The organism is Streptococcus vestibularis ATCC 49124 (assembly GCF_000188295.1).
Classification (GTDB): Bacteria; Bacillota; Bacilli; order Lactobacillales; family Streptococcaceae; genus Streptococcus; species Streptococcus vestibularis.
In genome coordinates, this window is record NZ_GL831112.1 from 1,009,576 (window position 1) to 1,036,329 (window position 26,754).

The 26,754-nt window shown below is 41.3% G+C and carries 26 protein-coding genes and 3 pseudogenes; 2 read left to right on the plus strand and 27 right to left on the minus strand.

All coding sequences use genetic code 11. The features are described from left to right. Positions 1-41: 41 nt before the first annotated feature. The 19 genes and pseudogenes from HMPREF9425_RS04935 to lepA all read right to left on the minus strand — a co-directional run bounded on the left by HMPREF9425_RS04935 (position 42) and on the right by lepA (position 18,576). The gene (locus tag HMPREF9425_RS04935; protein WP_003097220.1) at positions 42-920 is read right to left on the minus strand and encodes a glycosyltransferase family 52; all 879 of its coding nucleotides are present in this window, start codon (positions 918-920) and stop codon (positions 42-44) included. Continuing rightward, positions 917-1,621, minus strand: coding sequence for an acylneuraminate cytidylyltransferase family protein (locus HMPREF9425_RS04940; RefSeq protein ID WP_003097221.1), 705 nt, complete (start codon positions 1,619-1,621; stop codon positions 917-919). The genes HMPREF9425_RS04935 and HMPREF9425_RS04940 overlap by 4 nt, the downstream gene beginning before the upstream one ends. Beyond that, a complete protein-coding gene (locus HMPREF9425_RS04945) occupies positions 1,605-2,960 on the minus strand; it encodes a sodium:solute symporter family transporter (protein WP_003097222.1) in 1,356 nt (451 codons plus the stop codon). Before HMPREF9425_RS04945 ends, HMPREF9425_RS04940 begins: the two co-directional genes overlap by 17 nt. A gap of 1 nt (position 2,961) precedes the next feature. Next, positions 2,962-3,768, minus strand: coding sequence for a glycosyltransferase (locus HMPREF9425_RS10315; protein WP_003097223.1), 807 nt, complete (start codon positions 3,766-3,768; stop codon positions 2,962-2,964). A 7-nt stretch (positions 3,769-3,775) separates the two neighbouring features. Beyond that, a complete protein-coding gene (locus HMPREF9425_RS10320) occupies positions 3,776-4,294 on the minus strand; it encodes a hypothetical protein (RefSeq protein ID WP_037621482.1) in 519 nt (172 codons plus the stop codon). A 610-nt stretch (positions 4,295-4,904) separates the two neighbouring features. Then, positions 4,905-5,267, minus strand: a pseudogene (gene pnuC / locus HMPREF9425_RS04960) (nicotinamide riboside transporter PnuC); the annotation flags it as partial. Between the two features lie 166 nt (positions 5,268-5,433). Next, positions 5,434-6,234 carry an energy-coupling factor ABC transporter ATP-binding protein gene (locus HMPREF9425_RS04965; protein WP_003092894.1) on the minus strand — a complete coding sequence of 267 codons (801 nt, stop codon included), beginning with the start codon at positions 6,232-6,234 and terminating at the stop codon, positions 5,434-5,436. Next, positions 6,221-7,057, minus strand: a complete 837-nt coding sequence (locus HMPREF9425_RS04970; RefSeq protein WP_003097230.1) for an ABC transporter ATP-binding protein — start codon at positions 7,055-7,057, stop codon at positions 6,221-6,223. The genes HMPREF9425_RS04965 and HMPREF9425_RS04970 overlap by 14 nt, the downstream gene beginning before the upstream one ends. Beyond that, entirely contained in the window at positions 7,033-7,824 is a 792-nt protein-coding gene (locus HMPREF9425_RS04975; protein ID WP_211205178.1) for an energy-coupling factor transporter transmembrane component T, read from the minus strand. Before HMPREF9425_RS04975 ends, HMPREF9425_RS04970 begins: the two co-directional genes overlap by 25 nt. Beyond that, a complete protein-coding gene (locus HMPREF9425_RS04980) occupies positions 7,824-8,426 on the minus strand; it encodes a membrane protein (RefSeq protein WP_003097232.1) in 603 nt (200 codons plus the stop codon). The genes HMPREF9425_RS04975 and HMPREF9425_RS04980 overlap by 1 nt, the downstream gene beginning before the upstream one ends. Positions 8,427-8,739: 313 nt before the next feature. Beyond that, positions 8,740-9,540, minus strand: a complete 801-nt coding sequence (locus HMPREF9425_RS04985) for a PhzF family phenazine biosynthesis protein (protein ID WP_003097233.1) — start codon at positions 9,538-9,540, stop codon at positions 8,740-8,742. Between the two features lie 110 nt (positions 9,541-9,650). Further along, positions 9,651-11,171 (minus strand): ABC transporter permease/substrate-binding protein, encoded by a 1,521-nt coding sequence (locus HMPREF9425_RS04990; protein ID WP_003097234.1) that lies wholly within the window; start codon positions 11,169-11,171, stop codon positions 9,651-9,653. Next, positions 11,164-11,892 (minus strand): ATP-binding cassette domain-containing protein, encoded by a 729-nt coding sequence (locus tag HMPREF9425_RS04995; protein ID WP_003097236.1) that lies wholly within the window; start codon positions 11,890-11,892, stop codon positions 11,164-11,166. The genes HMPREF9425_RS04990 and HMPREF9425_RS04995 overlap by 8 nt, the downstream gene beginning before the upstream one ends. Then, positions 11,885-12,739, minus strand: a complete 855-nt coding sequence (locus HMPREF9425_RS05000; protein WP_003097237.1) for an SDR family oxidoreductase — start codon at positions 12,737-12,739, stop codon at positions 11,885-11,887. The genes HMPREF9425_RS04995 and HMPREF9425_RS05000 overlap by 8 nt, the downstream gene beginning before the upstream one ends. 18 nt (positions 12,740-12,757) lie before the next feature. Next, the gene (locus tag HMPREF9425_RS05005) at positions 12,758-13,207 is read right to left on the minus strand and encodes a MarR family winged helix-turn-helix transcriptional regulator (RefSeq protein ID WP_037621485.1); all 450 of its coding nucleotides are present in this window, start codon (positions 13,205-13,207) and stop codon (positions 12,758-12,760) included. 161 nt (positions 13,208-13,368) lie between these two features. After that, positions 13,369-14,088, minus strand: coding sequence for an acetolactate decarboxylase (budA, locus tag HMPREF9425_RS05010; protein ID WP_002883899.1), 720 nt, complete (start codon positions 14,086-14,088; stop codon positions 13,369-13,371). A gap of 15 nt (positions 14,089-14,103) precedes the next feature. Beyond that, a complete protein-coding gene (gene alsS / locus HMPREF9425_RS05015; RefSeq protein ID WP_003097242.1) occupies positions 14,104-15,780 on the minus strand; it encodes an acetolactate synthase AlsS in 1,677 nt (558 codons plus the stop codon). 212 nt (positions 15,781-15,992) lie between these two features. Then, the gene (locus HMPREF9425_RS05020; RefSeq protein ID WP_003097244.1) at positions 15,993-16,334 is read right to left on the minus strand and encodes a hypothetical protein; all 342 of its coding nucleotides are present in this window, start codon (positions 16,332-16,334) and stop codon (positions 15,993-15,995) included. A gap of 409 nt (positions 16,335-16,743) precedes the next feature. Continuing rightward, on the minus strand, positions 16,744-18,576 hold the full coding sequence (lepA, locus tag HMPREF9425_RS05025; protein ID WP_003097247.1) for a translation elongation factor 4: 1,833 nt from the start codon (positions 18,574-18,576) through the stop codon (positions 16,744-16,746). Between the two features lie 330 nt (positions 18,577-18,906). Between lepA and HMPREF9425_RS05030 the strand changes: the two genes are divergently transcribed. Further along, positions 18,907-20,202, plus strand: coding sequence for a YkvI family membrane protein (locus HMPREF9425_RS05030; protein WP_155809863.1), 1,296 nt, complete (start codon positions 18,907-18,909; stop codon positions 20,200-20,202). Here HMPREF9425_RS05030 and HMPREF9425_RS09935 read toward each other — a convergent pair. From HMPREF9425_RS09935 to ndk, 4 genes are all read right to left on the minus strand, one after another. Beyond that, positions 20,178-20,342: a hypothetical protein gene (locus tag HMPREF9425_RS09935; protein ID WP_003097252.1), complete on the minus strand. Its 165-nt coding sequence runs from the start codon at positions 20,340-20,342 to the stop codon at positions 20,178-20,180. The genes HMPREF9425_RS05030 and HMPREF9425_RS09935 overlap by 25 nt on opposite strands. Positions 20,343-20,444: 102 nt before the next feature. Beyond that, positions 20,445-21,209, minus strand: coding sequence for a (S)-acetoin forming diacetyl reductase (locus tag HMPREF9425_RS05035; RefSeq protein ID WP_003097254.1), 765 nt, complete (start codon positions 21,207-21,209; stop codon positions 20,445-20,447). Between the two features lie 210 nt (positions 21,210-21,419). Continuing rightward, the gene (locus HMPREF9425_RS05040) at positions 21,420-21,713 is read right to left on the minus strand and encodes a rhodanese-like domain-containing protein (protein ID WP_003097256.1); all 294 of its coding nucleotides are present in this window, start codon (positions 21,711-21,713) and stop codon (positions 21,420-21,422) included. A 1-nt stretch (position 21,714) separates the two neighbouring features. Next, positions 21,715-22,128 (minus strand): nucleoside-diphosphate kinase, encoded by a 414-nt coding sequence (ndk, locus tag HMPREF9425_RS05045; protein WP_169309487.1) that lies wholly within the window; start codon positions 22,126-22,128, stop codon positions 21,715-21,717. A gap of 163 nt (positions 22,129-22,291) precedes the next feature. Between ndk and HMPREF9425_RS09425 the strand changes: the two are divergent. Further along, positions 22,292-22,778, plus strand: a pseudogene (locus HMPREF9425_RS09425) (hypothetical protein). A 69-nt stretch (positions 22,779-22,847) separates the two neighbouring features. Here HMPREF9425_RS09425 and trmFO read toward each other — a convergent pair. The 4 genes and pseudogenes from trmFO to HMPREF9425_RS10325 form a co-directional block, all read right to left on the minus strand. After that, positions 22,848-24,191, minus strand: coding sequence for a methylenetetrahydrofolate--tRNA-(uracil(54)-C(5))-methyltransferase (FADH(2)-oxidizing) TrmFO (gene trmFO / locus HMPREF9425_RS05060; protein ID WP_003097264.1), 1,344 nt, complete (start codon positions 24,189-24,191; stop codon positions 22,848-22,850). Positions 24,192-24,308: 117 nt separating this feature from the next. Next, positions 24,309-25,685: a sensor histidine kinase gene (locus HMPREF9425_RS05065; RefSeq protein ID WP_037621489.1), complete on the minus strand. Its 1,377-nt coding sequence runs from the start codon at positions 25,683-25,685 to the stop codon at positions 24,309-24,311. Further along, complete coding sequence (locus tag HMPREF9425_RS05070; protein WP_003097267.1) at positions 25,676-26,335, minus strand: response regulator transcription factor; 660 nt, start codon at positions 26,333-26,335, stop codon at positions 25,676-25,678. The genes HMPREF9425_RS05065 and HMPREF9425_RS05070 overlap by 10 nt, the downstream gene beginning before the upstream one ends. A gap of 35 nt (positions 26,336-26,370) precedes the next feature. Beyond that, positions 26,371-26,754, minus strand: a pseudogene (locus HMPREF9425_RS10325) (TraX family protein); the annotation flags it as partial.

The window sequence follows — 26,754 nt, forward strand, 5'->3', positions numbered from 1 at the left end:
ACAGACATATGGATTTACATATTTAAAAATATACATTTATGCTACCAGCCAATTGAGACCCTTTCAAACTGACAACCCAATCGTCGCAATTCTTTTTGACAGTCCTCATAATAAGGGAGGGAAATGCCTGTGATGGTTACATGTGGCAGATCTTTTAAGTGAAGGCTGACCGATGAAGTAAAATGATAAACATGAACGAACTCGTATTCTTGAAAGAGTTGGGCAAGGACATCTTCAAAAATCAGCTCCGTCTCCAAGTAAGTCACGTTTGGGATAGTGAAGGTTTCCTTGGGATGGGGAAGATAGAGGTCAATTGCTAAGGCCTTGGCATAAGTGCTGATAAAGCGGATAGAGATTTGGTCGTCCTCTTCAGAGAACTTTTGCCCCAGCAAGACCTTGACAGTCTTACCATTTGAAACAGGTGCTTGAGGTAGGTCAAAAAAATGCTCTAGATAAACCAGCTTTTCTCTAGCTACGACATGGTAGTCACTACGATAGAGGGTATAGTGCTTTTCCGTCCGCTCAATCAAGTCATCTCTGGTCAAGCCCAAAGAGCCCACCTGACTGGGTTGGAGAGGCCAAGCATACATTCCCAAGGGATAAATATCTGCATAACCATCATCGAAACTCATGAGGTGTTGGTAGGTAGAACTCGCAACTACGTCCAGAATCAAGCTATTGTCAAAACTAGCATAAAAGATGGTGTCATAGTCTCCGGCTAGCTCCTGACAGATCTGAGCCAAGTCCTCTGCCGTCTGAGGATAGTGAACATGGTCAAAGCCCTTAGCATAATGCTCCTGTCGGGCATTTTTGACAGGGCTAACATAAAGACTGACAAAGTCCTGATCAGGATAAAGCCCCTTGATATGCTGGGCGATCTTGGCCTGTAAGGGCGTTGTAGCAATGATGAGGTGTTTCATCTCTTTGATTCTCCTAGGTGGTGATGTTGCAACAAGGTCTCAACGACTTCAAAATCTAGGGCATCGTCGATATCATAAGAATAGAGTTTGGGCATTTCATAGGCTACTGTCTTATCTGTGTAAAAGGTCTCATCTCGTAGGTAACGGTCCTTGCGAGAAATCCAAATACTACCGTTGGGATAGTAATAGACAGGCTCTTTCTGCCTAGCATAGTGCTTGGAAACCTGAGGTGGACGGATAAAAGTTGACTCCTCCAACTGCATGAAAAGACTGCGACTCTTGTCTGCCTTAACACAGGATATCAAATGGTCGGCTCCAGACTGACAGTAGAGCTGGTAGGACTCGATAAGGTGCTCCACTTTTCTTAAGGGTGAGGTCACCTGTAGATTCATAAAAACCTGCTCTCCCTCAAAGGGCTTTAAAAAGTCTCGTAAGGTCTCCAGACTAGAGGTTGCTGACAAGGCCAATTCTTTTGGTCTGTGGACACAACGAATCTCTGGATAGGCTTGACGACAGAGTTCTAGATAGGCTAGCGAGTCTGAGGACACCCAGATGTCACTAAATAGCTTAGAGGCTAGAGCGACTTCGATAGTATAGAGAACCAAGGGTTTACCTGCAAGCGGTTTGATATTTTTATCCACTAAACCGCGTGAGCCCGAACGGATTAAAATGACGGCTATAGGTTTAGATTTTGCTTTCATATAGTCTTCCTAGAATTGAGATAAAAAGGGCAGATAGGGTAGTGATGATGCTATTTAACCAGGGATTAGGGTTGGCAAAGAGGCCACTGTAATGATAGAGGACTAGGACTCCTAGACTGAAGACCAGATAGATTTTTGCTAGCTGTAAGCTCGGTCTTTTGAGGAGCAAGACCATGAGGTACAACCCACCAATCACACCTAAAGTCAGACCCATAAAGCCGTTTATCCATTCATAGATGGAATAGATTTCTGCATTCATGAGTAAGATGCAGAGAAGCCAGGATAGACCTGCTAAGACAAAGGATAGGATACTTGGCGACCAGCGAATCTTTGACCAAGCAAAATCCATCTTCAAGCAGGTCACGATTGCATTCATACTGGATGAGACCGTGGATTGGCCCGCTGCCAAGAGAGCCAGCATGATGAAACTTCCAAACCAAGGTGCTAGTCCTTCCCGAGCATAGGCAATGAGAACAGGATTGGTCGATGTGGTGGTGAAATTTTCCTGACGAATCAAGCAGCCAATCAAATACAATAGACTAGCAATCCCAAAGGACAAGAGTCCCTGAAGCCATAAGATTTTTCCAATTTTCCGACGCCCCATTTTGCTGTTAAAACGTTGAACGATATCCTGCGAGGAAACGTAGGAAAACAAACTACTGAAACCTGCTCCTACAACTAAGATCAAGACCGTCCGTCCATCCAGCGTCTCTGCAAAGTGAGATAGCTGTAGACTGCTATTCATGACAAGACCTGATTGAGCAATTCTTGGTAGAAAAAGGGCCAGTATAGCTAGCAAGACCAAGCCCTGAAAGAAGTCCGCCCACAGAACAACCAAGAGGCCGCCCCTTGCCAGATAATAGACCGTCAAAAGAAGGAGTAGGCCTGACAAGACCAACTGATTGATAGGGATAAAGGGCTCTAAGGCCTGAGATAACAAGTAGGTTACCACTGCTATTCGCCCCAATTGGTATAGGATAAAAAGTCCTGAAGCCAGTGAACGAATGCCAGCCGATTGAAACTTGTCCTCTAAAAGATGGTATGCTGTCTCGTAGTTTCCCTTTTGATAGAGGGGCAAAAAGTAACGGTGGGCGAGGGGAATGGCTAGAAAGATGCCACACTGGGCAAACCAGAGATAGGACCTGCCTGTATAGGCATTCCCCACCAGAGTCAGAAAGGAAATGGGGCTGAGCAAGGTCGCAAAGACTGAGAAAGCCAGAACAGTCACTGGAACAGCTTTCTTAACCTGATAGTAATCCTCTTCGTCCCCTTTTTTCCGATAGGCGATCCAGGAAATCAAGCAGAAATAGAGCAATAGGGTGATTAGAATTCCCAACATCCTAGAAGTTCCTATCTAGTAGTTCGCGGTAGCTTTGAGCCACCGTTCCTAGTGAATAGTGAGCCGCTAGGGCGATATTTTCTGCATTGGACTGGCGATAGTCTGCCTGCTCCATCTCTTCTATCATTTGAATCAATTGTGCCTTATTTCTGAAAAGGCGGATAGCATCTGACTGTTCGGCATAGAAACGATGGGCAATCTCCACATCTGATAACAAGGCTAATAAACCTTGATTGAGGGCTTCAACGCAGGCGTTGGCAAACAATTCTGTAAAACTAGCAGACAGGTAGCACTGGTGGAGATGGTAAGGAACCTCGTCGACAATGCCTTTGAACTGAATGGTTGGTGGCAGATCGTAGCGATTGCGCAGCTCCTCCAGACGTTCCTCTGTTCCACCATAAAAGGTGATGCGGGCCTTGGAACCACGTTTGTAGAGTTCGATAAAGGCTTCAATGACAAGTTCAACGTTCTTTCCTTCTCCCATATGACCAACTAAGCAATAGTCTAGCACAGGTCCCACTTCTTTGATTTGACCGGGATCTTCTGTAAACATAGGTGGCAGGAATCTTGTCTGATAACCTTCTTTGGCCAAGCTCTCTGTCAACTTCTCACTGGCAACTAAATATCTGTTTGCCTTGCGCAGATTGGCGAGACGTAAGTCTCGCATGATATTTTCATGGACGACTTCATAGTAATTTTTGTCCGTGTTTTCCATGTAACGCCAGAGGCTGGGTTTGGGAACGATTTGTTGGTCACGAATGAAGAGGTCGGTTTGCTGGGCCCATCTAGCTAGAAACTTAACCAGCAAGTCCTCCTCAGAACAAATTTCTCCCTCGATACGGTAGATATACTCTGGATAAAAAAATCGTTACAGGAGAGGGTTCTTTGAAAGGATCGATAAAGCGTCCTTCAAGGGCCAGTTCTCCATTTTCGTGATACCAACGCAACTCCTTTTCTTTTAAATCTTCAAACAAGAAGGGCCCCTTAGTATAGTAATATCTTCCCGAACCATCTCCTAGGGTAACAGAGGTCACAAAGCCGTCCTCATTGAGCTCAACCTGATCTCCCTCTGCTAGAGTTAGGTTTTCTGGTCTCACTGTCAAATCTGCATGGCCCATATCTGAAAAGAGATGAGGAACACAAAGCAGTTCCTTTTCTAAAAATCCTAACTTAATCAAGTCTTTCTTCCAATCAGGACGAAGCTGAGGACTCGATACCAGGTGGACATATTCCAAGCCCAGATGTCGTGCTATACGTGCTCGATAGACCTGAGTAGTCTCAAAACCATAGCGATGAATTTCCTTAGCTGGATGAATGGTGACAATTCTCGACATGCTATACACTCTTTCTCTACTATTTTCTGCTTTCAAACGAAAAAACACCCTCACAAAAAAGCGAGGGTAATTCATCCGTTACAATGCTTGGGGAATTCCTAGCAAGTTCCCCCCTCAAAAGGACTTTATGCTATTTTATCACAAAGACTGACCATCTGCAAGATAGACTAATTTAGAGATGATAGCTTGGGGGAGTCTTCTGGATAGTTCAATAGTTCGGCTAGAATCTCTTTATTCATCAAGTGCATACGAAAACAGGGCGATAAAGTCTCTTATCGCTGAGTATACGGCTATCCTGTTGTATGAGCTTCTCCTACTGGGAAAAATACGACGATACCCATACTGTCATACATTTTGCTACCGCCTAGTATAGTAGAAAAGATGATGTACAAGCCTTGTGCAAAGTGATTGAAAAATTATAAACAAATCTGAAACTAACATAGATGGCTTTTATGTCTAGATTAATTTTAAAAATTGAATTATTTAGAAAATAAATGTTTTGATCTTTATTCCATATGTATAATCAATGTCAATAACTTCTACTTAAATGAAATAAAAACGCAAAAAGAGAACCCTACTGGATTCTCTTATTATTTGATAAACATAAGCATTAAGCTTTCTTAGCTGCCTTGCTCCACTGGTACCAACCAACCAAACTGTTGATGAGGTAAATGAAGTATTTTCCTTGAATTTGAAGGCTTTCTCCCCACCACAGGTAGATAGAGAAAACATTAGTAGCTGCCCAGAAAATCCATTGCTCACGATAAACAGCTGTCATCAAGAGCTGACCGACACCGTTTGTCGCATCAGTAATAGAATCACGATAAGGACGATTAGCTCCAATTAACTGGTAAATAAGACCAAAGGCTAACCACCAAAGTACGCTAATTGATAGGTACTTGGTCCATCCAACCGTGTCCAATTTACGGGCAACAAATTCCTGCTGTTCTTTTTTGAACTGGGCTTGATAGATCAAAAAGTGTTAAAAATAAGACAGTAACCTCAGAATAGATACTGTCTTATCTCTTTTTTTACTAAAAGCCTTGATAGACTTGACAAATGGTAGAAAGGAACCGTGAGTTCTTGCCAGAAGCTGAAGTTAATCCTTCAACCTGGAAAACCCGCAGAGGTGACTTTTTCTATACATCTCGATTTTTCTGGCAATAATCATTAACCGATAAATATGTCTGTGAATCACCCAGCGACTCCGCTATGTCCATAATCCGCGGTGGTAGTAATCCCACTCGCTGGACAAGTTCGTGATCGCTGAACAATTCCCGTGGACTGCCGGCGAAGCCAAACTTCCCGTGTTCCATAACATACACCGACTCAAACTCGGCGGCGACCCAATCCATGTCATGGGTGATGGTCACAACTTGGTGGCCCGAATCAGCCAACTCATGGAAAATTGCGGTCAACTTGCGCCGGCTTTCCCAATCAAGCGACATCATCGGCTCATCAAATAAATAAATCGCCGGATCCACTGCCAAAACTGTGGCAACGCTCAACAGCTTGCGTTCCGACAATGACAAGTCATATGGACTTTCAGCTGTTTTATCATCCAAGCCAACTCTTTTTAGAGCAGCTAAAGCCCGCCTCGTAATCGTGTCGTGGTCATCCATGACCTGCGCGACACTCCACTCCACCTCTCGTTGAACGGTCGGGTTGAAAAGCTGATCGTCAGGATTCTGAAAAGTAATCCCCACCTTCAGTAACTTTTCGACTGGTTTAAGATCATTAAAATTTTCTCCATCGATCTTAATCACACCGGTTTGTGGTGTCAGCAAGCCCGTCAACAATTTGAAGAGCGTTGATTTGCCGGCACCATTTTGGCCGACAATCGCCACCATCGGATCGGCGAAGTGTTTGTCTTCAACATCCAAGCTAAAGGACCGTTCCGGATAAGTGAACGTCAGGTGGTTCAGTTCAATTGTGGACATAACGAACCTCCTTCAGATCAGCGTAATTCACCGGATACCGGCCATCAGCCAAGTGCCAATCCATTTTTTGAGCAAGTTGCTGGATTGTCGGGGCTGGAATCTGCCAGTCAGCTGCCAAATGATTAAACACCTCACCCGGCTTGCCCTGGGCTACCATTTGACCCTCGTGTAGCACCCACACAACGTCAGCGACTTCGCACAAATCGTCAATTTCACTGGTGACAATGAAGACAGTCGTCTCTTTGACTTGGGCCAGCCATTGGAAAAATTGTCGGCGGCCAAGGGGATCCATCTCACTAGTCGGATCATCCATAATCAAAACAGCCGGGTTAGCCGCAATCGCCGTGGCAATTGCCAACCGCTGGATCTGACCACCGGAAAGGCTCTCGGGACGCAAATTCAGCTGTTCAATCAGCCCCATTTGCGTGGCAACTTCTTCAACCCGTTTTTGAATCAGTCCTTCAGCCATTCCCTGATTAATCAAGTCAAAGGCGATTTCATCGGCAACCGTGTCTGCCAACCCACTTAGTTGGCCAGCTGGATTTTGCAGTACAACTCCATTCATGGCATTATAAACGTGCCAATTGTCGGACACTCGCTGGCCAAACATGTGCCAATCGCCCTCAATCTCAGCAGACACAATTTTGGGAATGACCCCTGCCAGCACACGGCACAAAGTCGATTTGCCGGAGTGGCTATTCCCGATAATCCCAACCACCTGGCCGGTATGAACCCCCGCGTTAATCTGACGCAGTTGTGGTTGCTCAGTACCCGGATAACGGGTGGTCAAATTTTCAATTACAATCCGTTTATCTTCTTCCATATCTTCCACCCAATCAATAAAATTGCCAATCCAGTCAGACCAATGTGCAGCGTCCGCGACAGGCGATACACGCGCTGGGAGGTTCTGACAGTCCGGTTGGGATTATCAAAACCTCTCAGTTGGAGCGAAATCGACCGCGCCATCGATTGATCCAAGGTCTTAATCACCAATGGAATTAGAACCGGCAGGACTGACTTTAATTTCTGAATCAACGTTTTTTGCGGATTGGTTCCGCGAACTTTTTGTGCCTGCTGGATTTTCCGCATATTGCGCATCATTTCCGGCAAAATATAACACACCGACATCAGAACGTAGACGGTTTTATAAGACAATCCGGACAGTTCCAAATAGGCCGCGTTTTCTGAAATACTCGTGGTCACCATAAAAAAGCCACTTGTCAAAATAATCACCAATACTCGACAACCCAGAGTGGTGGCGTAAATCAGGCCTTCTTTGTAGAACGACACCCCAAGCACAGAAAACAGCACAGTTTGATTCCGACTGTAAAATAGCCCTTGGATGATCAGCATGGTGCAAATCAGAAACAGGCTGAATCCCAGCGCCTTAAAGATGGTAGAACTCAATTTGGAAAATAACAATAGCAGTGTTGCGGCAAGAATTAATCCGGCCTGAAGCAATAAATTCATACTGGCAAAGCTCAACAACGTCATGTCCAAGATGAACAAGAGCTTAGTAATCGGATCGATCACCTGGTACCACTTGAGCTTGACCCGTGGCGCTCCAGAAATAAATGTTTGATCAGTCATCATTTATCATCGCTAAAGAAGTGCACCATCCGCTTCGGCAGCTGACGATAGATGAAGAATGCCAGGTAGGCCACGCAGACTTTATCCAAAATATCCAAGACAAACTCATCGGTAAATGAGGCCAGCCACACTGGTGCATGATTGGCGACCATTACCGCAAACAATGAGTCACCCCAAGCGATACCGGTCTGACCACCCCAAAAGATGATGTTGAGTGGCGTTGAAATGACAGCTGAAACGAAGGCAATAATAATAGCAGAAACAAATACTCGTCGCGCTGACGAGAACCACCCATTGGCGTGCAAAACTCCAACAGCAATCCCAATTCCGATGCTGGTAATCGCATACACGGTTGAAATTGGCGATAAGGTCAGCCCATAGATCACGTTGTTGATGAAACCACTGATGGCACCGGCAACCGGCCCAGCCAACATGCTGGCAAGAAAGGTTCCCAAAGACCCCAGCCAAACGGGCAACTTTAACCCCTCCGCCAAGGCTTTGGCAACATAGTTAATCCCCACGGCAGCGGGAATCAAAGTCATGGTGGCAGCACTTAACTTAAATTTCCACATACTGGTACGATGAATCGGTTCTGTTTTCATAATCTTCTCCTTTTGTTTTTAAAGAGCCGTGTCAGGAATGACTTTCGGACGCAACGCTCTAAAGAATAGTTAATAGAACTATTTAGGCTTTTCACAAATCAACCATAGTCGACATAGATTAATATAGTAAAATTACTATTTCAAAGTTCACACTCCTATCATACGCTTATTTTCAAAATTGTCAAGTTTTTTCTGAAAATTCTTCAAAAAATATGAAAAATTTAAAATGCCTAGCTGAGCTAGACATCTTTGATTGGGATTTTGTTTTAATTGCTATCACTAATATTTCTAAGCTGTTGTCATTGACCGAAATTTAGTCCATAATATATATTTCACCACGGCTATAAAGGGAAGCCTTACCTGCAAGGTAAATCCTATCTCCCTCTATACGACAAAGGAGGAGTCCACTCCTTTCAGAGGCTTGGTAGGCCCTAAATTCTGCTTGTACCAACTTATTAGCCCACAAAGGAATGACATGACAGTGTCCTGAGCCACAGACTGGATCTTCCTTGACTGATAATTTTGGAGCGAAACTTCGAGTTACAGTATCATAGTTTCTTCCTCTCGCGGTGATATTCAGGAGAAGACCATCTAAAGCTTTTACTTTATCAAAATCTGGACTTGCATTAATGACATCGTTTTCATGTGGCAAGATACAGACTAGATCTCTTCCAAGCCATGCTTCAAGTGGACGGACCCCGATTGCTTCTTCCATCTCACTTGTGACAACTACTTGATGCATAGCGTATGATGGAAAATTCAGCTCATAGTAGTCATCTTTTTTACTGACTAAAAGTTCTCCACTCTGTGTTGTAAAAGTTAGTCTTTCTACATCCACTTCGATAAATTTAAAGAGAATGAAGGCAGTCGCTAAAGTAGCATGACCACACAAATCGATTTCTCCACCGGGAGTAAACCAACGTAATTCGTAGTGGTCGCCATCTTTAACCGTAAAAGCTGTCTCAGAGAGATTATTTTCTTTGGCAATATTCTGTAAGGTAGTATCTGACAACCATTCGTCCAGAAGACAAACAGCCGCTGGGTTCCCCTTAAAAACAGTATCTGTAAAAGCATCGACAATAAATTGTGGAATGGTATATTGACTAATTGGCATGATGGGCTCCTTAATTTGTTACCTTTATTATATCTGAAAATAGGATAGAAAACAGACAAATGTAACTAAAAAAGTTAATTGAATAAGTTACTTTTTGTGCACATTTTTCATTAGTTCTTTACAAACCCTTCTTTTACCAAAAAGCCATGAGCTACTTGATCAGCCGGTTTACCTTCTACTCCCACTTGGTAGTTCATCTGACTCATTTGCTTTTCTGTGATTTTACCAGCTAACTTGTTTAGAATGCCTTCCAATTTTGGATGTTTCTTAAGAAAAGCTTCTTTCATAAGAGGTGCTCCTTGATAAGGTGGGAAGAGTTGTTTGTCATCCTCTAGGGCCACAAGGTCATAGCGAGCAAGCTCGGCATCCGTTGAGTAGGCATCTGTTATCTGGATTTCACCAGACTGGATAGCCTGGTATCGAAGGGCTGGCTCCATGGTGGATACTTGTAGATGGAGTCCGTAAACTTTCTGCAAGCCCTTGTTCCCATCCTCTCGATCATTAAACTCTAGCGTAAATCCTGCCTTGAGTTGTCCTTCCACCTTTTTCAAATCTGAAATGGTCTTGAGTCCATACTCTTGGGCAATTTTCTTAGGCACTGCGACAGCATAGGTATTCTGATAAGCCATGGGTTTGAGCAAGGCCAGGTTGTCTTGTTTTTTGATTCCATCTCGAGCTGCTTTGTAGACTGCTTCTGGATCATGGTCGACTTGCGGCGCCGGCTTGAGGAGACTTTCAGTCACGGTCCCTGTAAACTCTGGATAGATAGCAATATCCCCTTTTTTCAGAGCTTCATAGAGGAAAGTGGTCTTGCCAAAATTTGGTTTAACAGTCACTGTCATGTCCGTGTTTTCTTCGATCAAAATCTTATACATATTGGCTATAATTTCCGGTTCAGGACCCAACTTCCCAGCAATGACCAGGTTTTCTTTTTCCGGTTTGGAAAGAAGACTTGGCGTATAAGAAACTCCCAATCCGATAACCATTACCGCAAAAGCCGCAAAGATGGTCCGCAATTTGGCCTTTTCCATCCATTTGAGAAGAAGGTTAAAGGCGATGGCTAAGAAGGCAGAAGACAGGGCACCGATCAAAATCAGACTGGCATTATTGCGGTCAATCCCCAAAAGGATAAATGAACCAAGTCCTCCAGCCCCAATCAAGGCAGCTAGGGTAGCCGTCCCGATAATCATCACTGCTGCTGTCCGAATCCCAGACATGATGACGGGCATGGCCAAGGGGATCTCAAACTTCTTGAGTTGCTCCCACTTGGTCATCCCGAAGGCGACTCCTGCTTCTTCGAGGCTTGGGTCAATCCCACGTAATCCTGTAATGGTATTTTGCAAAATGGGGAATATCGCATAAATGACTAGAGCTGTTAAAGCAGGAAGTGTTCCAATTCCCATAATAGGGATAAAGAGTCCCAGAAGTGCCATGGAAGGGATGGTTTGAAAGACTCCAGCTAACTGTAGGACCCAGTTGCTAACTCTCTTTCGTGTACTTAAATAAATTGCTAATGGGACAGCTAGAAAAATAGCAAGGAGCAAGGTCAGTAATGACAGTTGCAAATGTTGTCCCAGTGCAGCGACCCAGTCCCCAAAACGTTCTTGAAAAGTTGAAATCAAATTAGACATGAAGGCTACCTCCAAACAAGTTTGCTACAAAGTCTGTCGCAGGCGCTTGTAAAATTGTTTCAGATTCTGCAACCTGGCGAATTTCTCCATCCTGCAAAACTGCAATTCGATCTCCTAATTTTAAGGCCTCATCCGTATCATGTGTTACGAAGATGGTCGTCATACCGAATTCTTTATGTAAGGCCTTGGTCAATTCTTGCAACTGCTTGCGAGAGATGGCATCCAAGGCTGAAAAAGGCTCGTCCATCAATAGAATCTTTGGTTCCCCAATGATAGCTCGTACAATGCCAATCCGCTGTTGCTCTCCACCAGATAATTCACTAGGCATGCGCTTCGCATACTCTGCAGCAGGTAGGCCAACCTTATCCAAGAGTTCTTCTGTTTTAGAAGCAATTTGTTCTTTAGTCCAGCCCTTCATTTCAGGAATGAGAGCAATATTTTCCGCAACTGTCAAGTTAGGAAATAGGGCAATGGCTTGAAGGACATAGCCTGTACTGAGACGTAACTCCCGTTCATCATAGTCCTTGATGCGTTTTCCATCCATATAGATATTGCCATCTGTCGGCTCCAAAAGACGGTTAATCATCTTGATCATGGTGGTCTTTCCAGATCCTGAAGGTCCCACAAGAACCATAAATTCTCCATTTTCAATGCGGAGATTGACATCTCTAAGGACATCTTTTTCAGTGTAGCGTAAGGCTACATTTTTGTATTCAATCATTTTTTTCCTCAATAAGTTTTCTGTCTCTAAGAATATCTGATAGGCTACTTGCTGGATGCCCTAGGACTTTTTCAATATCTGTTGAAACCCCAGCCTGTTCGCCAGCTTTAATCGCTGTATAGGTGCTGACCCAGGCATCGTACTCCCAAGTTTGTGCTGGCCATTTTTTCCGTGACTCATAGGCTTCTTCTATTGATTCATCTACATACGTGATGGCGTTACTGGTCTCTTTTGAGAGTAGCGCTACGATTTCTTGCATAGAAAGATCCTCTGGCCCTGTAAGATTCAAGCTTTGATTTTTCCACTCCTTAGGATTTAAAAGAATCTCTGCTGCAACCCTAGATGTGTCCTTACGGGCAACAGCTGACACAAAGCCACTGCCTGCCGGACCACGAATCTCTCCATTTTCAAGCGCAATATCAATCAGGAAGTCCAAGTAAAAATTATCTCTCAAAAAAGTATAGGTGAACCCTAACTCCTTGATATAGGCTTCCGTCTGGGCATGATCTCGAGACAAGGTGAAAATTGCCTTTTCATCTGCCCCATAAAATGAGGTATAGACGATATGCTCTACCCCTGCTAGCTTTGCAGCATCTAAAAAGTCCTTGTGTTCCTTAACACGTTCTGGATTTTCTCTAGCAGAAACCATCAACAAGATATCGATACCCTTTAAGGCCTCAACCACCTCTAGAGTATTGGAATATACCATCTTACGGATTTCCGCTGATGCATAGACTGTTGCACGCTCTGGACTTCTTGCTAGATGAACTGAAGCGATTCCTTTCTGAGCTATAAGATCAGCCACATAAGAACCTAATTTCCCTGTTACACCTGTAATACCAATCATAACTGTTACTTCCTTTCCCTACATGTCATTTTCTTTAACTTTTAGATTTGTGATAATACGCTCTTGATAGGCTTCAAATTCTTGAATTTCTTGATCAGAAAATCCTTGGTAAAAAATCTCACCTAACTCTTCACTGACACGGTCTCCAATTTCTTTTTGCGCCCAACCGAGATCTGTCAAAGAAATATATTTTTTCCTTTTATCCTGCGTACAATGTTGAATCGTAACTAAGCCTTGTTCTTTCAATTTCTTAACCATACTGGTCAATGTATTATTGGCTAGACCCGTCGCAAGGGCGATATCTGTCGCAGTTGCTCGGCCATCTTCCTTTTGCCAAAGCACTGTTAAAATTTTCCCTTGTTCACTTCTGTATTGAGCATCTGGTTCCTTGCTCAAGAGTTTTTGAAAGATACGCCCATTCAACAAACGAATCTGTAGAGCTTGGTAGCCCCCTAACATCTTGTCCATTTCGTCTCCTTTTTCTTCTATATCGAACTTTACACCCATAATTGTAACTCTCGGCGTTACATTTGTCAACTATTTCGATATAGAAGTAACTGTAAAAACAAAAAAACTTCCCTAATTATCTAGGAAAGTCCTTTCTGTGATTTTTGATGTCTTAAAAAATTTTATTCAGCCTTAGTAATATCTTCACGCATCTCATCAACATTGAATTTTGCAAAAAGATACTGACGGTCTTGAACTGGGAAACGTTGGTCGAGTTGGTCAACTGGACCAACTTCGATAATACCATTTTCAATAACAAAGTCCATAACATGACCACCAAACGTCAAGTCGTCTGAAATAAAATGGAGGTGATACCCTGCAACACTCACACCATGGAACATTTCTGGCGTCCAAATACCAACGATAGTACCTGAAATATTATCTACCTCGTACTCAGGTTGGCGTGTGGCAACATCCGCAAACTTAATATCGGCATTTGATTTTGGAATCATACGCACGTGCATATGTTTAAAATGACCTTTGATTTTGATAGAACGGAAGAGGTTAACCCCATCATAATAAGATTCAATACGATCCTCAAGCTCTTTATCAGTCATTTCATAACGTTGACGGAATATAACTTCAGCTTGGTGAGGTACGACTGCTGCATAAGGTACTTTTTCATCAGGAGAAACTTCTACCACTTCGACCTTACCCTCAGACCCTTTGGCTTGATAGGCTTTACCGTCAAGAACAATCAACTCACCATCGATAGAATCTAATGTTCCGAGACCCAAGTCTCCATGCTCCAACAATTCACCAACTGTTAAAGTACCTCCATAAAGCCCAGCCATCAAGGCTCCCAAGGTATTATATTGAAATAATTTTATGGCTTCAGACATGTCTACACCCTCTTCTTAGTAAAATTCATCTGGCAAGATAGTTTCGCCAAGTTTAATATTATCTTTATAATCAATTGGAACATCAATAAGGACTGGTCCATCTACAGCTTGAACCAAGGCTTCTTGAAGCAAGCTAGCAAACTCTTCCTTACTTGTTGCACGATATCCTTTTGCTCCAAAGCTCTCAGCATATTTTACAAAATCAACTGGACCAAAGTCAACCCCAGATGAACGACCATACTTCATTTCTTCCTGGAATTCCACCATATTGTAATGACCATCGTTCCAGATAATATGAACAATTGGCAATTTCAAACGAACTGCCGTTTCCAATTCTTGTGCTGAGAAGAGGAAACCACCGTCACCAGAAACAGAAATGACTTTTGTCTTAGGACGAACCAAAGCTGCAGAGATGGCCCACGGAAGAGCAACCCCTAAAGTTTGCATCCCATTTGAGAAAAGCAAATGACGTGGTTCATAAGATTTGAAATAGCGGGCCATCCAAATATAGTGACTACCAACGTCAACGGTGACTGTCATATCATCTTTGGTTTGGTCTTGCAAAACTTCAATCAAATCTAGCGGATGTACCTTTCCTTCTTCAGGTCGGCGATCAAACTTAACATCCTCAACAACGTTATTCTTCAATCCTTTAAGGTATTCAACTGATCCTTCAGGTAATTTGTAGCCCTGAATAGCAGGCAAAAGCAAATCTAAAGTTGCTTCTACATTACCAATCAATTCACGTTCTGGCTGGAAGTAAGTATCCACCTCAGCAGGTTCAACATCAATTACGATAATACGTGCTGAAATTTCAGCATTCCAGTTACGTGCTTCATACTCAATTGGGTCATAACCAATGGCAATTATCAAGTCCGACTTCTTAAGCAACATGTCCCCCGGTTGGTTACGGAAAAGACCTACACGACCAAAGAAAGTATCCTCTTCAAGGTCACGTGACACGATACCAGCACCTTGGAAAGTTTCAACAACTGGTAATTTAACATGTTTCAAAATCTGGCGAATAGAGTAAGTTACAGCTTCTGATGAAGCACCGTTCCCTAAAAGTAAGACTGGCAATACGGCATTTTTAATGGCTTGTGCGAGATAGTTAATATCAGAAACAGATGCTGAACCAAGTTTTGGATCTGTCATAGGCTTGATAGCCTTAACACTGACCGGAGCATCAGTCACGTCTTGAGGAATTGAAATAAAGCTTGCACCCGGTTTCCCTGACTTAGCATGGCGATAGGCATTCGCTACCGTTTCAGAAAGGGTATTAGCATCATGTACTTCAGCAGCATACTTGGTAATCGGTTCAAGCATAGCAACGTTATTCATTGATTGATGGGCACGTTTCAAAAGATCTGCACGCTTAACCTGACCACCAATAGCAAGAACAGGATCTCCTTCATCTGTCGCTGTTACCAAACCAGTAGCCAAATTTGAGACACCTGGACCAGATGTTACCAATACTACACCGGGTTTCCCTGTGATACGTCCAACACCTTGAGCCATAAAAGCAGCATTTTGCTCATGACGGGCAACAATCAATTCAGGTCCCTTATCTTCCAAAGTATCAAAAACCCTATCGATTTTTGCACCTGGAATCCCAAAGACATAATCAACATCATGGTTGATCAAACTATCAACCACTAAATCCGCACCATACAATTGCTTTTCTTCTGACATGAACACAGTCCTTCTGGCCCTAAAATGATAGAGCCAATTTTCCTTTCAAGTATAAGTCACAAAGTGTCAAAGTCTGCTCATTATTTCACAAACTTGTATCACTTCACAATTCTGTTATCATTATAGCACAGTTTTCAGACAATCTTGTGAAAAAAAGATTGTGAAATTTTGAACTTCTATCACAAAAAAAACACCTGATAACCATCAGATGTTCATGTATTTTTTACCTTAGCAAACTCTCGATTAAGATAATTTTGCAAGCCTTCAAAAATCTCTATTAACTGGAGATAATTAGACAAGCTTGAGCGACCAGGGATATCTACGACATCCAAAGAAATGCGTTCCAGGTCTTTTTCATAGAGAATGCGGAAGGATACCACTGCTTGATCAGAAAAATAATTCTCCCCTGCTAAAATAAAACACTCATAGATGATGCCAACAGGATTAGCAACCTTCAACTCAATACGAATTGCGCCTAATCTCAAGGCCTCCACTTGCTGAAAACGCTCCAGAATAGCCTGTCGCTGACTGGGGATAAAACTCATGATATCCATAGTGGCCCTCCTAAGATTCCTTTTTGTCTATTATAGCCTAAAGCTGAGAAAAATGCTTGTGATGGGTTTCCTGATAAGACTAAAAGCCCCATGAATCCTTATCTAGCTTCTTTATATTCTCTAAAGTCCGATTTTATAGTGTTATCGTAATATCGTAAGTGGGTTCTACATGACTAAGTACAACATATTGTTGACGACTAGCAAAAATCTCATTGGAAGTTACCTTATCTGCTTTTAGGGCAGTCTGTAATTCTGCTACATGCTTTGTATAGCCATTTTCCTAAAAAGAAAAGCATTAGTATAGTCGCAGCATAAATCCTTCCACGCTTTGAGAAGGGAAAGTTTAAAATCATCTTTATTATAACTTTTTTACAAAAATAGCCAGAACATCACATTCTGACTATTACTCTTATTTCTCATCTTCGTCCATTGAAAGTACTGACAAGAAGGCTTCTTGTGGTACTTCAACCGAACCGATGGCTTTCATACGTTTCTTACCGGCTTTTTGTTTTTCGAGGAGTTTACGTTTACGTGAAACGTCACCACCATAACATTTTGCCAAGACATTTTTACGAAGGGCTTTGATATCTGTACGGGCAACAATTTTTTGACCAATAGCCGCTTGGATAGGCACTTCGAATTGTTGACGTGGAATGATTTTCTTAAGTTTATCAACGATAAGTTTTCCACGCTCGTAAGCAAATTCCTTGTGAACGATGAAGCTAAGGGCATCGACCTTGTCACCATTAAGGAGAATATCCATTTTCACCAATTGTGAACGACGATATTCTGACAATTCATAGTCAAAGCTTGCATAACCACGTGTTGATGATTTCAATTTATCAAAGAAATCAAAGACGATTTCGGCAAGTGGAATCTGATAAATAACATTAACACGATTATCATCGATATATTCCATGGTTTCAAAATCACCACGTTTACGTTGTGCCAACTCCATAACCGCACCAACATATTCTTGAGGAACCATGATTTGAGCTTTAACATAAGGCTCTTCGATAGCATCAATGCGTGTAGGATCTGGGAACTCAGATGGGTTAGACACTTCAAGCATCTCACCGTCAGTAGTGTTAACATGGTAAACTACCGATGGTGCCGTCATGATGAGATCGATGTTAAACTCACGTTCCAAGCGCTCTTGGATAACATCCATGTGAAGAAGACCCAAGAAACCACAACGGAAACCAAAACCAAGGGCTTGAGACGTTTCAGGCTCAAATTGGAGACTGGCATCATTCAATTGGAGTTTTTCAAGTGCCTCACGCAAGTCGTTATATTTATTTGACTCAATTGGATAAAGACCAGCAAATACCATTGGGTTCATTTGCTTATAACCGTGAAGTGGTTCTGCGGCTGGATTATCTGAAAGTGTCACTGTATCACCGACACGAGTATCCGCAACAGTCTTAATTGAGGCAGCTATATAACCAACATCACCTGTCGCAAGGTAGTCACGGCCAACAGCTTTAGGGGTGAAAATACCGACCTCAGTAACGTCAAAGGTTTTGCCATTAGACATCATTTGAATCTTATCGCCTGGTTTAACCATTCCGTTAACCACACGCACTTGGAGAATGACGCCACGATACGCATCATAAACAGAGTCAAAGATAAGGGCTTGGAGAGGCGCTTCGATATCACCTTGAGGTGCAGGAACCTTCTCAACGATTTGTTCGAGAATCTCCTCGATACCGATACCAGCTTTAGCTGATGCAAGCACGGCTTCCGAAGCATCTAGTCCGATAACATCTTCAACCTCTGTACGCACACGTTCAGGATCTGCAGCTGGAAGGTCGATTTTATTGATAACTGGTAAGATTTCCAAGTCATTATCAAGTGCCAAGTAAACATTGGCAAGTGTTTGTGCTTCAATCCCTTGAGCTGCATCTACCACCAAGATAGCACCCTCACAGGCAGCAAGGGAGCGTGATACCTCATAAGTAAAGTCCACATGTCCCGGTGTGTCGATAAGGTGGAAAATATAAGTCTCGCCGTCTTTAGCTGTGTAGTTAAGCTCAATGGCATTTAGTTTGATAGTGATACCACGTTCACGCTCGAGGTCCATACTATCAAGGAGTTGCGCCTGCATCTCACGACTTGATACTGTCTCAGTCTTTTCCAAGATACGGTCAGCAAGGGTTGATTTACCATGGTCAATATGAGCAATAATCGAGAAGTTACGAATCTTCTCCTGTCGTTGTTTTAATTCTTCAATATTTGGCATTTTTATCTTTCCTAGTTCTTACTTGTGATTATAAAAAACTAATCGTTACCTTCTATTATACAAAAAAGACAAGCTTTTGCCTATCTCTATTTACCAGATTACATAGGTTATTCATACTTAGTTGTCTTTTACCAAACATCAAAGGAATTTCTTCTTTTAATGAGTTTATTACTTTAGAAGTAGCTCCATTAGTAACAAAATTCTGAACAATTACAGATTCCCTATGCATCTTTACCACTAAACAAAGAATATGTAATATTTTTGTTAAACTTACTAATTAAAATAGAATACAATAATCTTTTTTAGAAACAAATAGTTGAAAGGATGTTTATGTTTAAGAAAATTTTATCAGTAGCACTTGCCTACGTAGGAATCATTGTCGGTGCAGGACTCTCCTCTGGACAGGACCTTATGCAATATTTTGTTAGCTTTGGATTAGTCGGCTTATTAGGCGTTTTAGTTCTCGCTGTACTAAATGCTTTTTTTGGGAAAATAATCCTTACACTAGGAAGTTATTATCGGTCTAATGATCATTCTGAAGTATTATCTAAAATAGCTCATCCAATTACCAATAAAATCTTAGACCTATCCCTTATTATTTCTTGTTTTGTTATTGGTTTTGTCATGATTGCTGGAGCAGGTTCTAATTTGCATCAGCAGTTTGGTTTTCCTATTTGGATTGGTGCCTTGATTTGTACAGCCCTAGTCATTATCGTCAGTTTTATGGACTTTGAGAAAATAACTAATATCATTGGAATATTCACACCAATAATAATTATTATGATACTCATTATTGCTGGTCAAACTTTTATCGGTAAAAGTTACAACCTTAACCATCTAGATATGGTTGCTCGTCAACTTACACCCGCAATGCCGAATATTTGGATGGCTGTCATAAATTATTTTGCACTTTGTGTGATGACCGGTGTATCCATGGCATTTGTACTTGGAGGCTCAATTATGCGAATTGGTGTCGCCAAAAAAAGTGGTACCATTGGAGGTGCTATAGTCGGATTGATTATTGCTGTTGCATCACTTGTCTTATTCGCTAATGTAGATAGTATAAAAGGTGTCGATATTCCCATGTTAATTTTAGCCAACAGGGTTCATCCATTGTTTGCGTTTACCTATGCAATTGTAATATTTGGTTTAATATTTAACACTGCCTTTAGTCTTTTTTATGCTCTCGCTAAACGATTTTCAGGTGATAATGTCAAGAAGTTTCGTATTTACCTGATCACCTCGGTAATAATTGGTTTCATTCTTTCATTTATGGGATTCAAGGAACTTGTTGGACTCATGTATCCAATTTTGGGATATATTGGAATGATCATGTTATTTGTCTTAACAGTTGCTTGGATGCGAGACAAACAAAATATTAATGAAGAAATGAACTTGCGTCGTCAAATGATTACTCTAATTAACAAAAAATTCCATCCTAAAAAAGTTTACTCAAAAAAAGATAAAGAAAAATATAACGCTTTAGGGGAAGAATCAATCATTCAAACAAGTGAATTAAAAAAGATATACATGACCTTGTGGAAGATGAAAACAGCTAAAATAACAGTAAAAAAAGTCCAAACCGGTATAGTTTGGGCTTTTTACTTCTTGAAATTATCGTTATAGTGCTTATTAATAATAGCTGAACGCTTGTTCTCTATTAAACTACTTGAAAATGAATCTAAGCCAAAGGCTAGTACAACAATTCCCAATAGAAAAAGACTATAAAACGGGTGCTCAGCAATATAGTATAAAATGTCTGACATAGGAATCCACCCTTAAAACCATAAATATCTATAATTAGATTATCAGAAACATTATTTTTTATCAAGCAAAAAAGAGAGAGCATTTCGCTCTCCCTTTTAATCTTAATGGAACTGCATACCACCATCCACGATGATGGTTTGACCTGTGATGTAGTTTGAGTCAGATCCAGCTAAGAAGCTAACTGCTGCTGCAACATCTTCAGGTTCTGACAAACGTTTGAGGGTAATATCTTTAGCAAAAGTTTGCATACCCCACTCATCATCTTTACCAGCATTTTTACCAACTTCGTGGGCAATGTCAAACATCATTGGAGTCTTAACGATACCTGGTGCATAAGCATTTACAGTGATACCTGAATCAGCCAAGTCACGCGCCAAAGTTTGAGTAATACCGCGAACTGCGAATTTAGTTCCACCATATACAGTTAAGTTAGGGTTACCTACGACACCTGCTTGTGAAGTTGCATTGATGATTTTACCACCATGACCAAGTGCTTTAAATTGTGCTTGGGCAGCTTGTGCACCCCAGATAACTCCACCAACATTAATATTAAATGTACGTTGAAACTGTTCTTCAGTAATAGTGTCAAGCGGTGTTGTTGGTGCCACACCAGCATTATTAACAACAACATTCAAGTCGCCAAAGTGATCAACTACTTTTTGGAAAGCTGCTGCTACCTCAGCTTGTTTAGACACATCTACTACAACGGAAAATGCTTTGTCTTCTGACAATTCAGCAACTGCTTTTTCAGCGGTTTCAGCGTTATAGTCCAATATTCCGACTTTAAAACCATCTTCAACCAAGCGTTTTGCAATCGCAAAACCAATACCTTGACCTGCACCTGTAACAATAGCAACTTTTGACATACGAAATCCTCCTCTACCAATTAGAGTCACTGGCTTAATAAGAAGCCTTATCTCAATTGGAATACGCTAAGTTAGTCAAGTTCTGGCAAAGTCATTTTCATAGGCTTTGTCTTAACTCAATTAAAATTTTACCACTTTATGAAAGCGTTGTCAATAAATTGTCATGCTTTCTGAAAACAAATAAGATCACTACTAGTGACCTTATTTCTATTATTTTTCAAACTTAAACCCTAGGGCTTCCATATCATCCAAACCACCTAGATTAGTCACCTTAGTATAGCCTCGCTCTTTAAGGACTGAGGCAGCAAATTCTGCACGAGGTCCCATTTTACAATAGAGGTAAATGGAAGCGTCTTTTTCAGCTGGAATCTCAGCAGAAAAAAATTGTGTATGAGGAATCAAGAGGGCATCCTTAACATGACCTTCTGAATACTCTTCTGGACTTCTGACATCAATTAACAGTCCACCCTTAGCTAAATCAGATTGAATCTGTACTAAATCCATCTTACTCACCAAACCAAATCTTAATTTCTCGAGCCGCAGATTCTTCTGAATCAGAGCCATGAACAATATTTGGAATCATGTCACCATCTGGTGCTGTTGCAAAGTCTCCACGAATCGTTCCAGGAGCAGCATCCCCAGGATTAGTTGCTCCCATCATACCACGCCATGACTTGATAACACCTGGACCAGACATAATACCAATCACTGATGGACCACTCATCATGAATTCAGAAATACTAGGGAAAAAGGGTTTATCAACCAATTGAGCATAATGTTCTTTAAGACGTTCTTCGTCAAGCGTCAGCATCTCCATGCGTTCAATAATAAAGCCACGACGTTCAATACGATCAATCACTTGTCCCATCAAGTGTCGTTTTACAGCATCTGGTTTAATAATAAAAAATGTTTTTTGCATGTTCCCAACCTTCATTGTTTTCTTTTCATTTTACCATAGGAAGTGTCATTTTGCAGATCAAAACCTTATATATTCTTAAACTATACCCTCAGAAAGAAAATAACGATTTTCAATTGAAATAAAAAGTATTATAGACATAAAATCTTATTTTGAGGTGAATCTTATGACAAAATCTAAATTTCAATTAGTTGGTTCTCTCCTTCGTCCTGCGGATCTCCGTAAATACAAGGACGAAATCGAGCACCGTGACAACATCCAGTATCCTTTCTACGATGCCCTTCCTGGTCATCAAGAGACTGAAACTGCAAATATTAAGCAAATTGTGGCTGACCAAAAAGCTAACAGTACTGGCATCCTTACTGATGGTGAGTTTTGGACGTTCTATGTGGCATTTAGGCTTTGTCTGGGGATTTAAAGGAATTGAACGCTATGTTCTAGGACTTTTGTCTTCTAAAACTACTGACCTTGATGACGAAGAACGTGTCCTCGATTTGCTTGAAAAAGCGAGTCAAATCCTTCCAAAAGAACGTCTCTTCCTCTCTCACCAATGTGGTTTCGCCTCATGTAACTCAGGTAATGAGTTGGCAACACCTCAACAATGGGCTCAAATCAAACAAGGTCAAGATATCGCTAAGAAATTCTTTGGTTAATTGATATTTCTATTCGCTCCTCTCTAAAACGAAAAGCCTTCACTCTTGTGAGGGCTTTTTATGTTCGCATTAAGCTTCTATAAAAGTTTGTAAATCTTTAAGAGCTCTCTCTGCGATCTTTTCATAACGCTCTTTCTTGTCACGAATACGTGGGCCTTCCAACTCTTTGATAATACCAAAGTTAACATTCATTGGTTGGAAATGTTTGCTTTCAGCATGTGTCACATAATATGGAAGGCTCCCGATAGCTGTTGTTTGAGGGAAAATAACCTCTTCCTCCCCCTTAAAGAGACGGGCTGCATTGATTCCAGCAACCAAACCTGAGGCAGCTGATTCAACATAACCTTCAACACCAGTCATTTGTCCCGCAAAGAACAAGTTAGGGTTTGATTTTGATTGGAAGGTCTGTTTAAGCAAGTTTGGCGAATCCATGTAAGAGTTGCGGTGCATAACCCCATAACGCACAAATTCAGCATTTTCAAGACCTGGAATCATTTGGAAGACACGCTTTTGCTCTCCCCATTTAAGGTGGGTTTGGAAACCAACGATGTTATAGAGACTACCAGCCGCATTGTCCTGACGAAGCTGAACAACCGCATAAGGTGTCTTGAAGTCACCATCACGTGGCCCTTTGTAATCTTCAGGATACTCCAAACCAACTGGTTTCATAGGACCATAGAGCATTGTCTTGATACCACGTTTAGCCATGACCTCAATAGGCATACAGCCCTCGAAATACTTTTCTTTTTCAAAAGAATTCAAAGGAGCTTCTTCAGCTGTTGTCAGAGCCTCGTGGAAGGCCATGAACTCTTCCTTGGTCATTGGACAGTTTAGGTAAGCTGCCTCACCCTTGTCATAGCGTGACTTAAGGTAAACCTTGTTCATGTCGATAGTCGCTTTATCAACGATTGGTGCAGCGGCATCATAGAAATAGAAGCCATCTCCACCGTTAAGCTCATGAATTTTTTCAGCCAAAGCATCAGAAGTCAATGGTCCTGAAGCAATAACTGTAATGGCATCATCAGGAATTTCTGTGATTTCTTCACGGATAACTTCAATTAATGGATTGTTCTCAATTTCAGCTGTCACTGCTTCTGCATAACCTTCACGGTCAACCGCCATGGCACCACCAGCTGGAACACGGTGAGCTTCTCCATTACGCATAATGATAGAGTCCAAGCGACGCATTTCTTCTTTAAGAAGTCCTACAGCATTTGTCAAGCTATCGCCACGGAAAGAGTTAGAGCAAACCAATTCTGCAAAATTTGTTGTCTTATGCTGTGGTGTTGCTTTGACCCCACGCATTTCATAAAGTTTTACCGGAATACCACGTTTGGCAATCTGATAAGCCGCCTCGGATCCGGCCAAACCAGCTCCAATCACGTTAATATAATCTGCTTTTGATTGAGACATGACACTAATACCTCTTCGGGAATAAGATAAAATCCTATTCCCACAAATCTTTCTTCATTTTTACTCTTAGTAGTATAGCAAAAAACTCCTCATCTGGCGACTAGGAGTCATCTGTATTTAAAGAGGTAAAATGATAGTCACTTTAGCACCACCCGTGCCATTGTCATTTGATAGAGAAAGACTACCATGGTGTAAGCGAATAATATCATTGGCAATAGTCAGACCAAGGCCACTATGACTGCGGCTCTGTCTGCTTTTATCCTCTTGATAAAAGAGCTGAGTGGCCTTTTCAAGTGATTCAAGGGAAAATCCAGGACCAGAATCAAGGCATATAAACTTGAATTCATCTTCTTCTACCCTAGCGGTTAGGAGCAAATGACTGCCACTGGGTGTATGCTCTACGGCATTTGAAACAATATTCATAATAGCTCGATTCAACAAGGACTTATCCCAATTGCCTATGCTTTCTTTCTCGATTTCTTTCTTGTCAAATGCTACATTGATTTGTTTGATTTGAGCTAGTGACAAGGTTTGATCGAAAATATCTTCAACAAATTCCCTAACCGAAATGTCTTCAAGCGACAGGGTTTTCTTCAAACTCATTTTGTTGAGTTCTGACAATTCTTTAACGTAAGCATCAACCTGTGCAATTCCCTTTTGAAAATGTTTTAATAAGTCCATTTGGTCTGCATTTAAGGGTGTCATGGCTAAAAGTTCCGCATTGCCACGGGAAACTGTAAGGGGCGTCTTTAGGTCATGAGTTAAGGCAGAAATTTGATTTTGCTTATCTTGCTCAGCCCTCCAATTTTCCATCAAAGATTCACGAAGTGCTACTCGCATATGATCCAAACCACTTAAAACCTGATTGAACTCCTTAATTGTAGACTGAGTGGTTTTAAAATCCAAGTCTTGTTGGGAAATTTTTTCAGTAACTTTTAATATAGGTTTAAGCTGCTGGCTTAATTTATTTGCATAGTAAAAAGTTAAAATAATAAATATGAGGAGAATGAATACAATCATTGAGCCAATCATCAATATATCAGCATTTGGAAAATGCTGATTCATCCACGCATTATGATACCTAGGTGATAATTGATAGTTGACAATGACTATACCATCTGACCGTTCAAAAGACTGAAAATAGCCGTATATCCCACCGTGAGCATTCTTGAATTGGTAATTTAGTAAGGATTCTTCTTGCAAGTTAACAGGCATGTTAGACTTTTTAAGCTTAAAATCTCTAGTTAAAAAGACATAACTCGTACCATCAGGTAAAATCTCGGGATTAAAGACCTTAGAAGTTTCAATATCACTTCTCACAGCAGACAAATCACTCTCAACTTGATTTGCTGGAATCACAACTCCAAAACGATAAGACAAACTGAACAAATACAAAATAAGAAGACCGCTGATTGCCGAGAGGATCGTCAGGCTAACGACATAAGATAACAAGATTGTTCTTAGAGAGTATTCTCGTTTTTTTATTAGTGCCACTTGTAACCAATCCCCCAGACTGTTTCAATAGGATTTTGCCCAACATCTTTGAGCTTTGCACGGATATTTTTAATATGTTCAGCCACTGCTGTTGGACTTCCTTTATCCTCATAGCCGTACAAATGCGTGTAGATTTGTTCTTTTGAAAAGACTTGACCCTTATTTTCAGCCAAAAATTGACAAATACCGTACTCCGATTTAGTCAAATCTAACAACTGATTCTCAACATAAAGCTCCTGAGCCGACAAATCAAACTGAAAATCCCCAAGTGAAAGCTTATGGTGACGCTCACGATGTTCACGTCTCAAGTGAGCAGCCACACGCGCTTGCAGTTCTTTAACCCCAAATGGCTTACAAATATAATCATCAGCACCATAAGTCAAGCCTTGGACAATATCAACCTCTTGCGTTTTGGCTGTAATAAAGAGTATAGGACAATCCACCTGATCACGAATCTCATGACAAAACTGGAAACCATCAACATCAGGCATCATGATATCCAGTAAAATCAAGTCAAAGCGTGGCAACGAGTTCTTATCCAAATCTAAAACACTTGTAAGCCCCGTCACCTTATGATTTTGAAGCTCTAAAGCCTTTACAACCAATTTCACAATATCTTCTTGATCATCAATAACAAGTATTTGAGCCATAACCTTTCCTTTCGTACAAAATTACCTTTATCATATCATCTATAGAAGACAACTGACAAGGCGTAAAGTAGATAAATATGACTTGGATAAAAGATGTAGAACAAATATTTTGACCCTTTCCCTCTCTCACCGTTATAGCAAAGCATTAAAGGAGCCGAAAATATTTCCATCCATTCAAAGTATTTGAACATTAAATCGTGAAAAGAAGGTCTGCTTAGAACAATCACCATTAGTACCCAAACAAGACTAACACTCACAAAAGCAAGCACTTCTTTCTTAAGATTCTTATGACAAAGATACATAGCGATACCAGTCAAAAGTAACCACGTTCCTCCGTCACTGATAAATGTATGAACTGGTATCACTGTAAAATTGAGAAATTTTAGTAGAAAAATAACGTAGGTTTGTTCATACTTAGC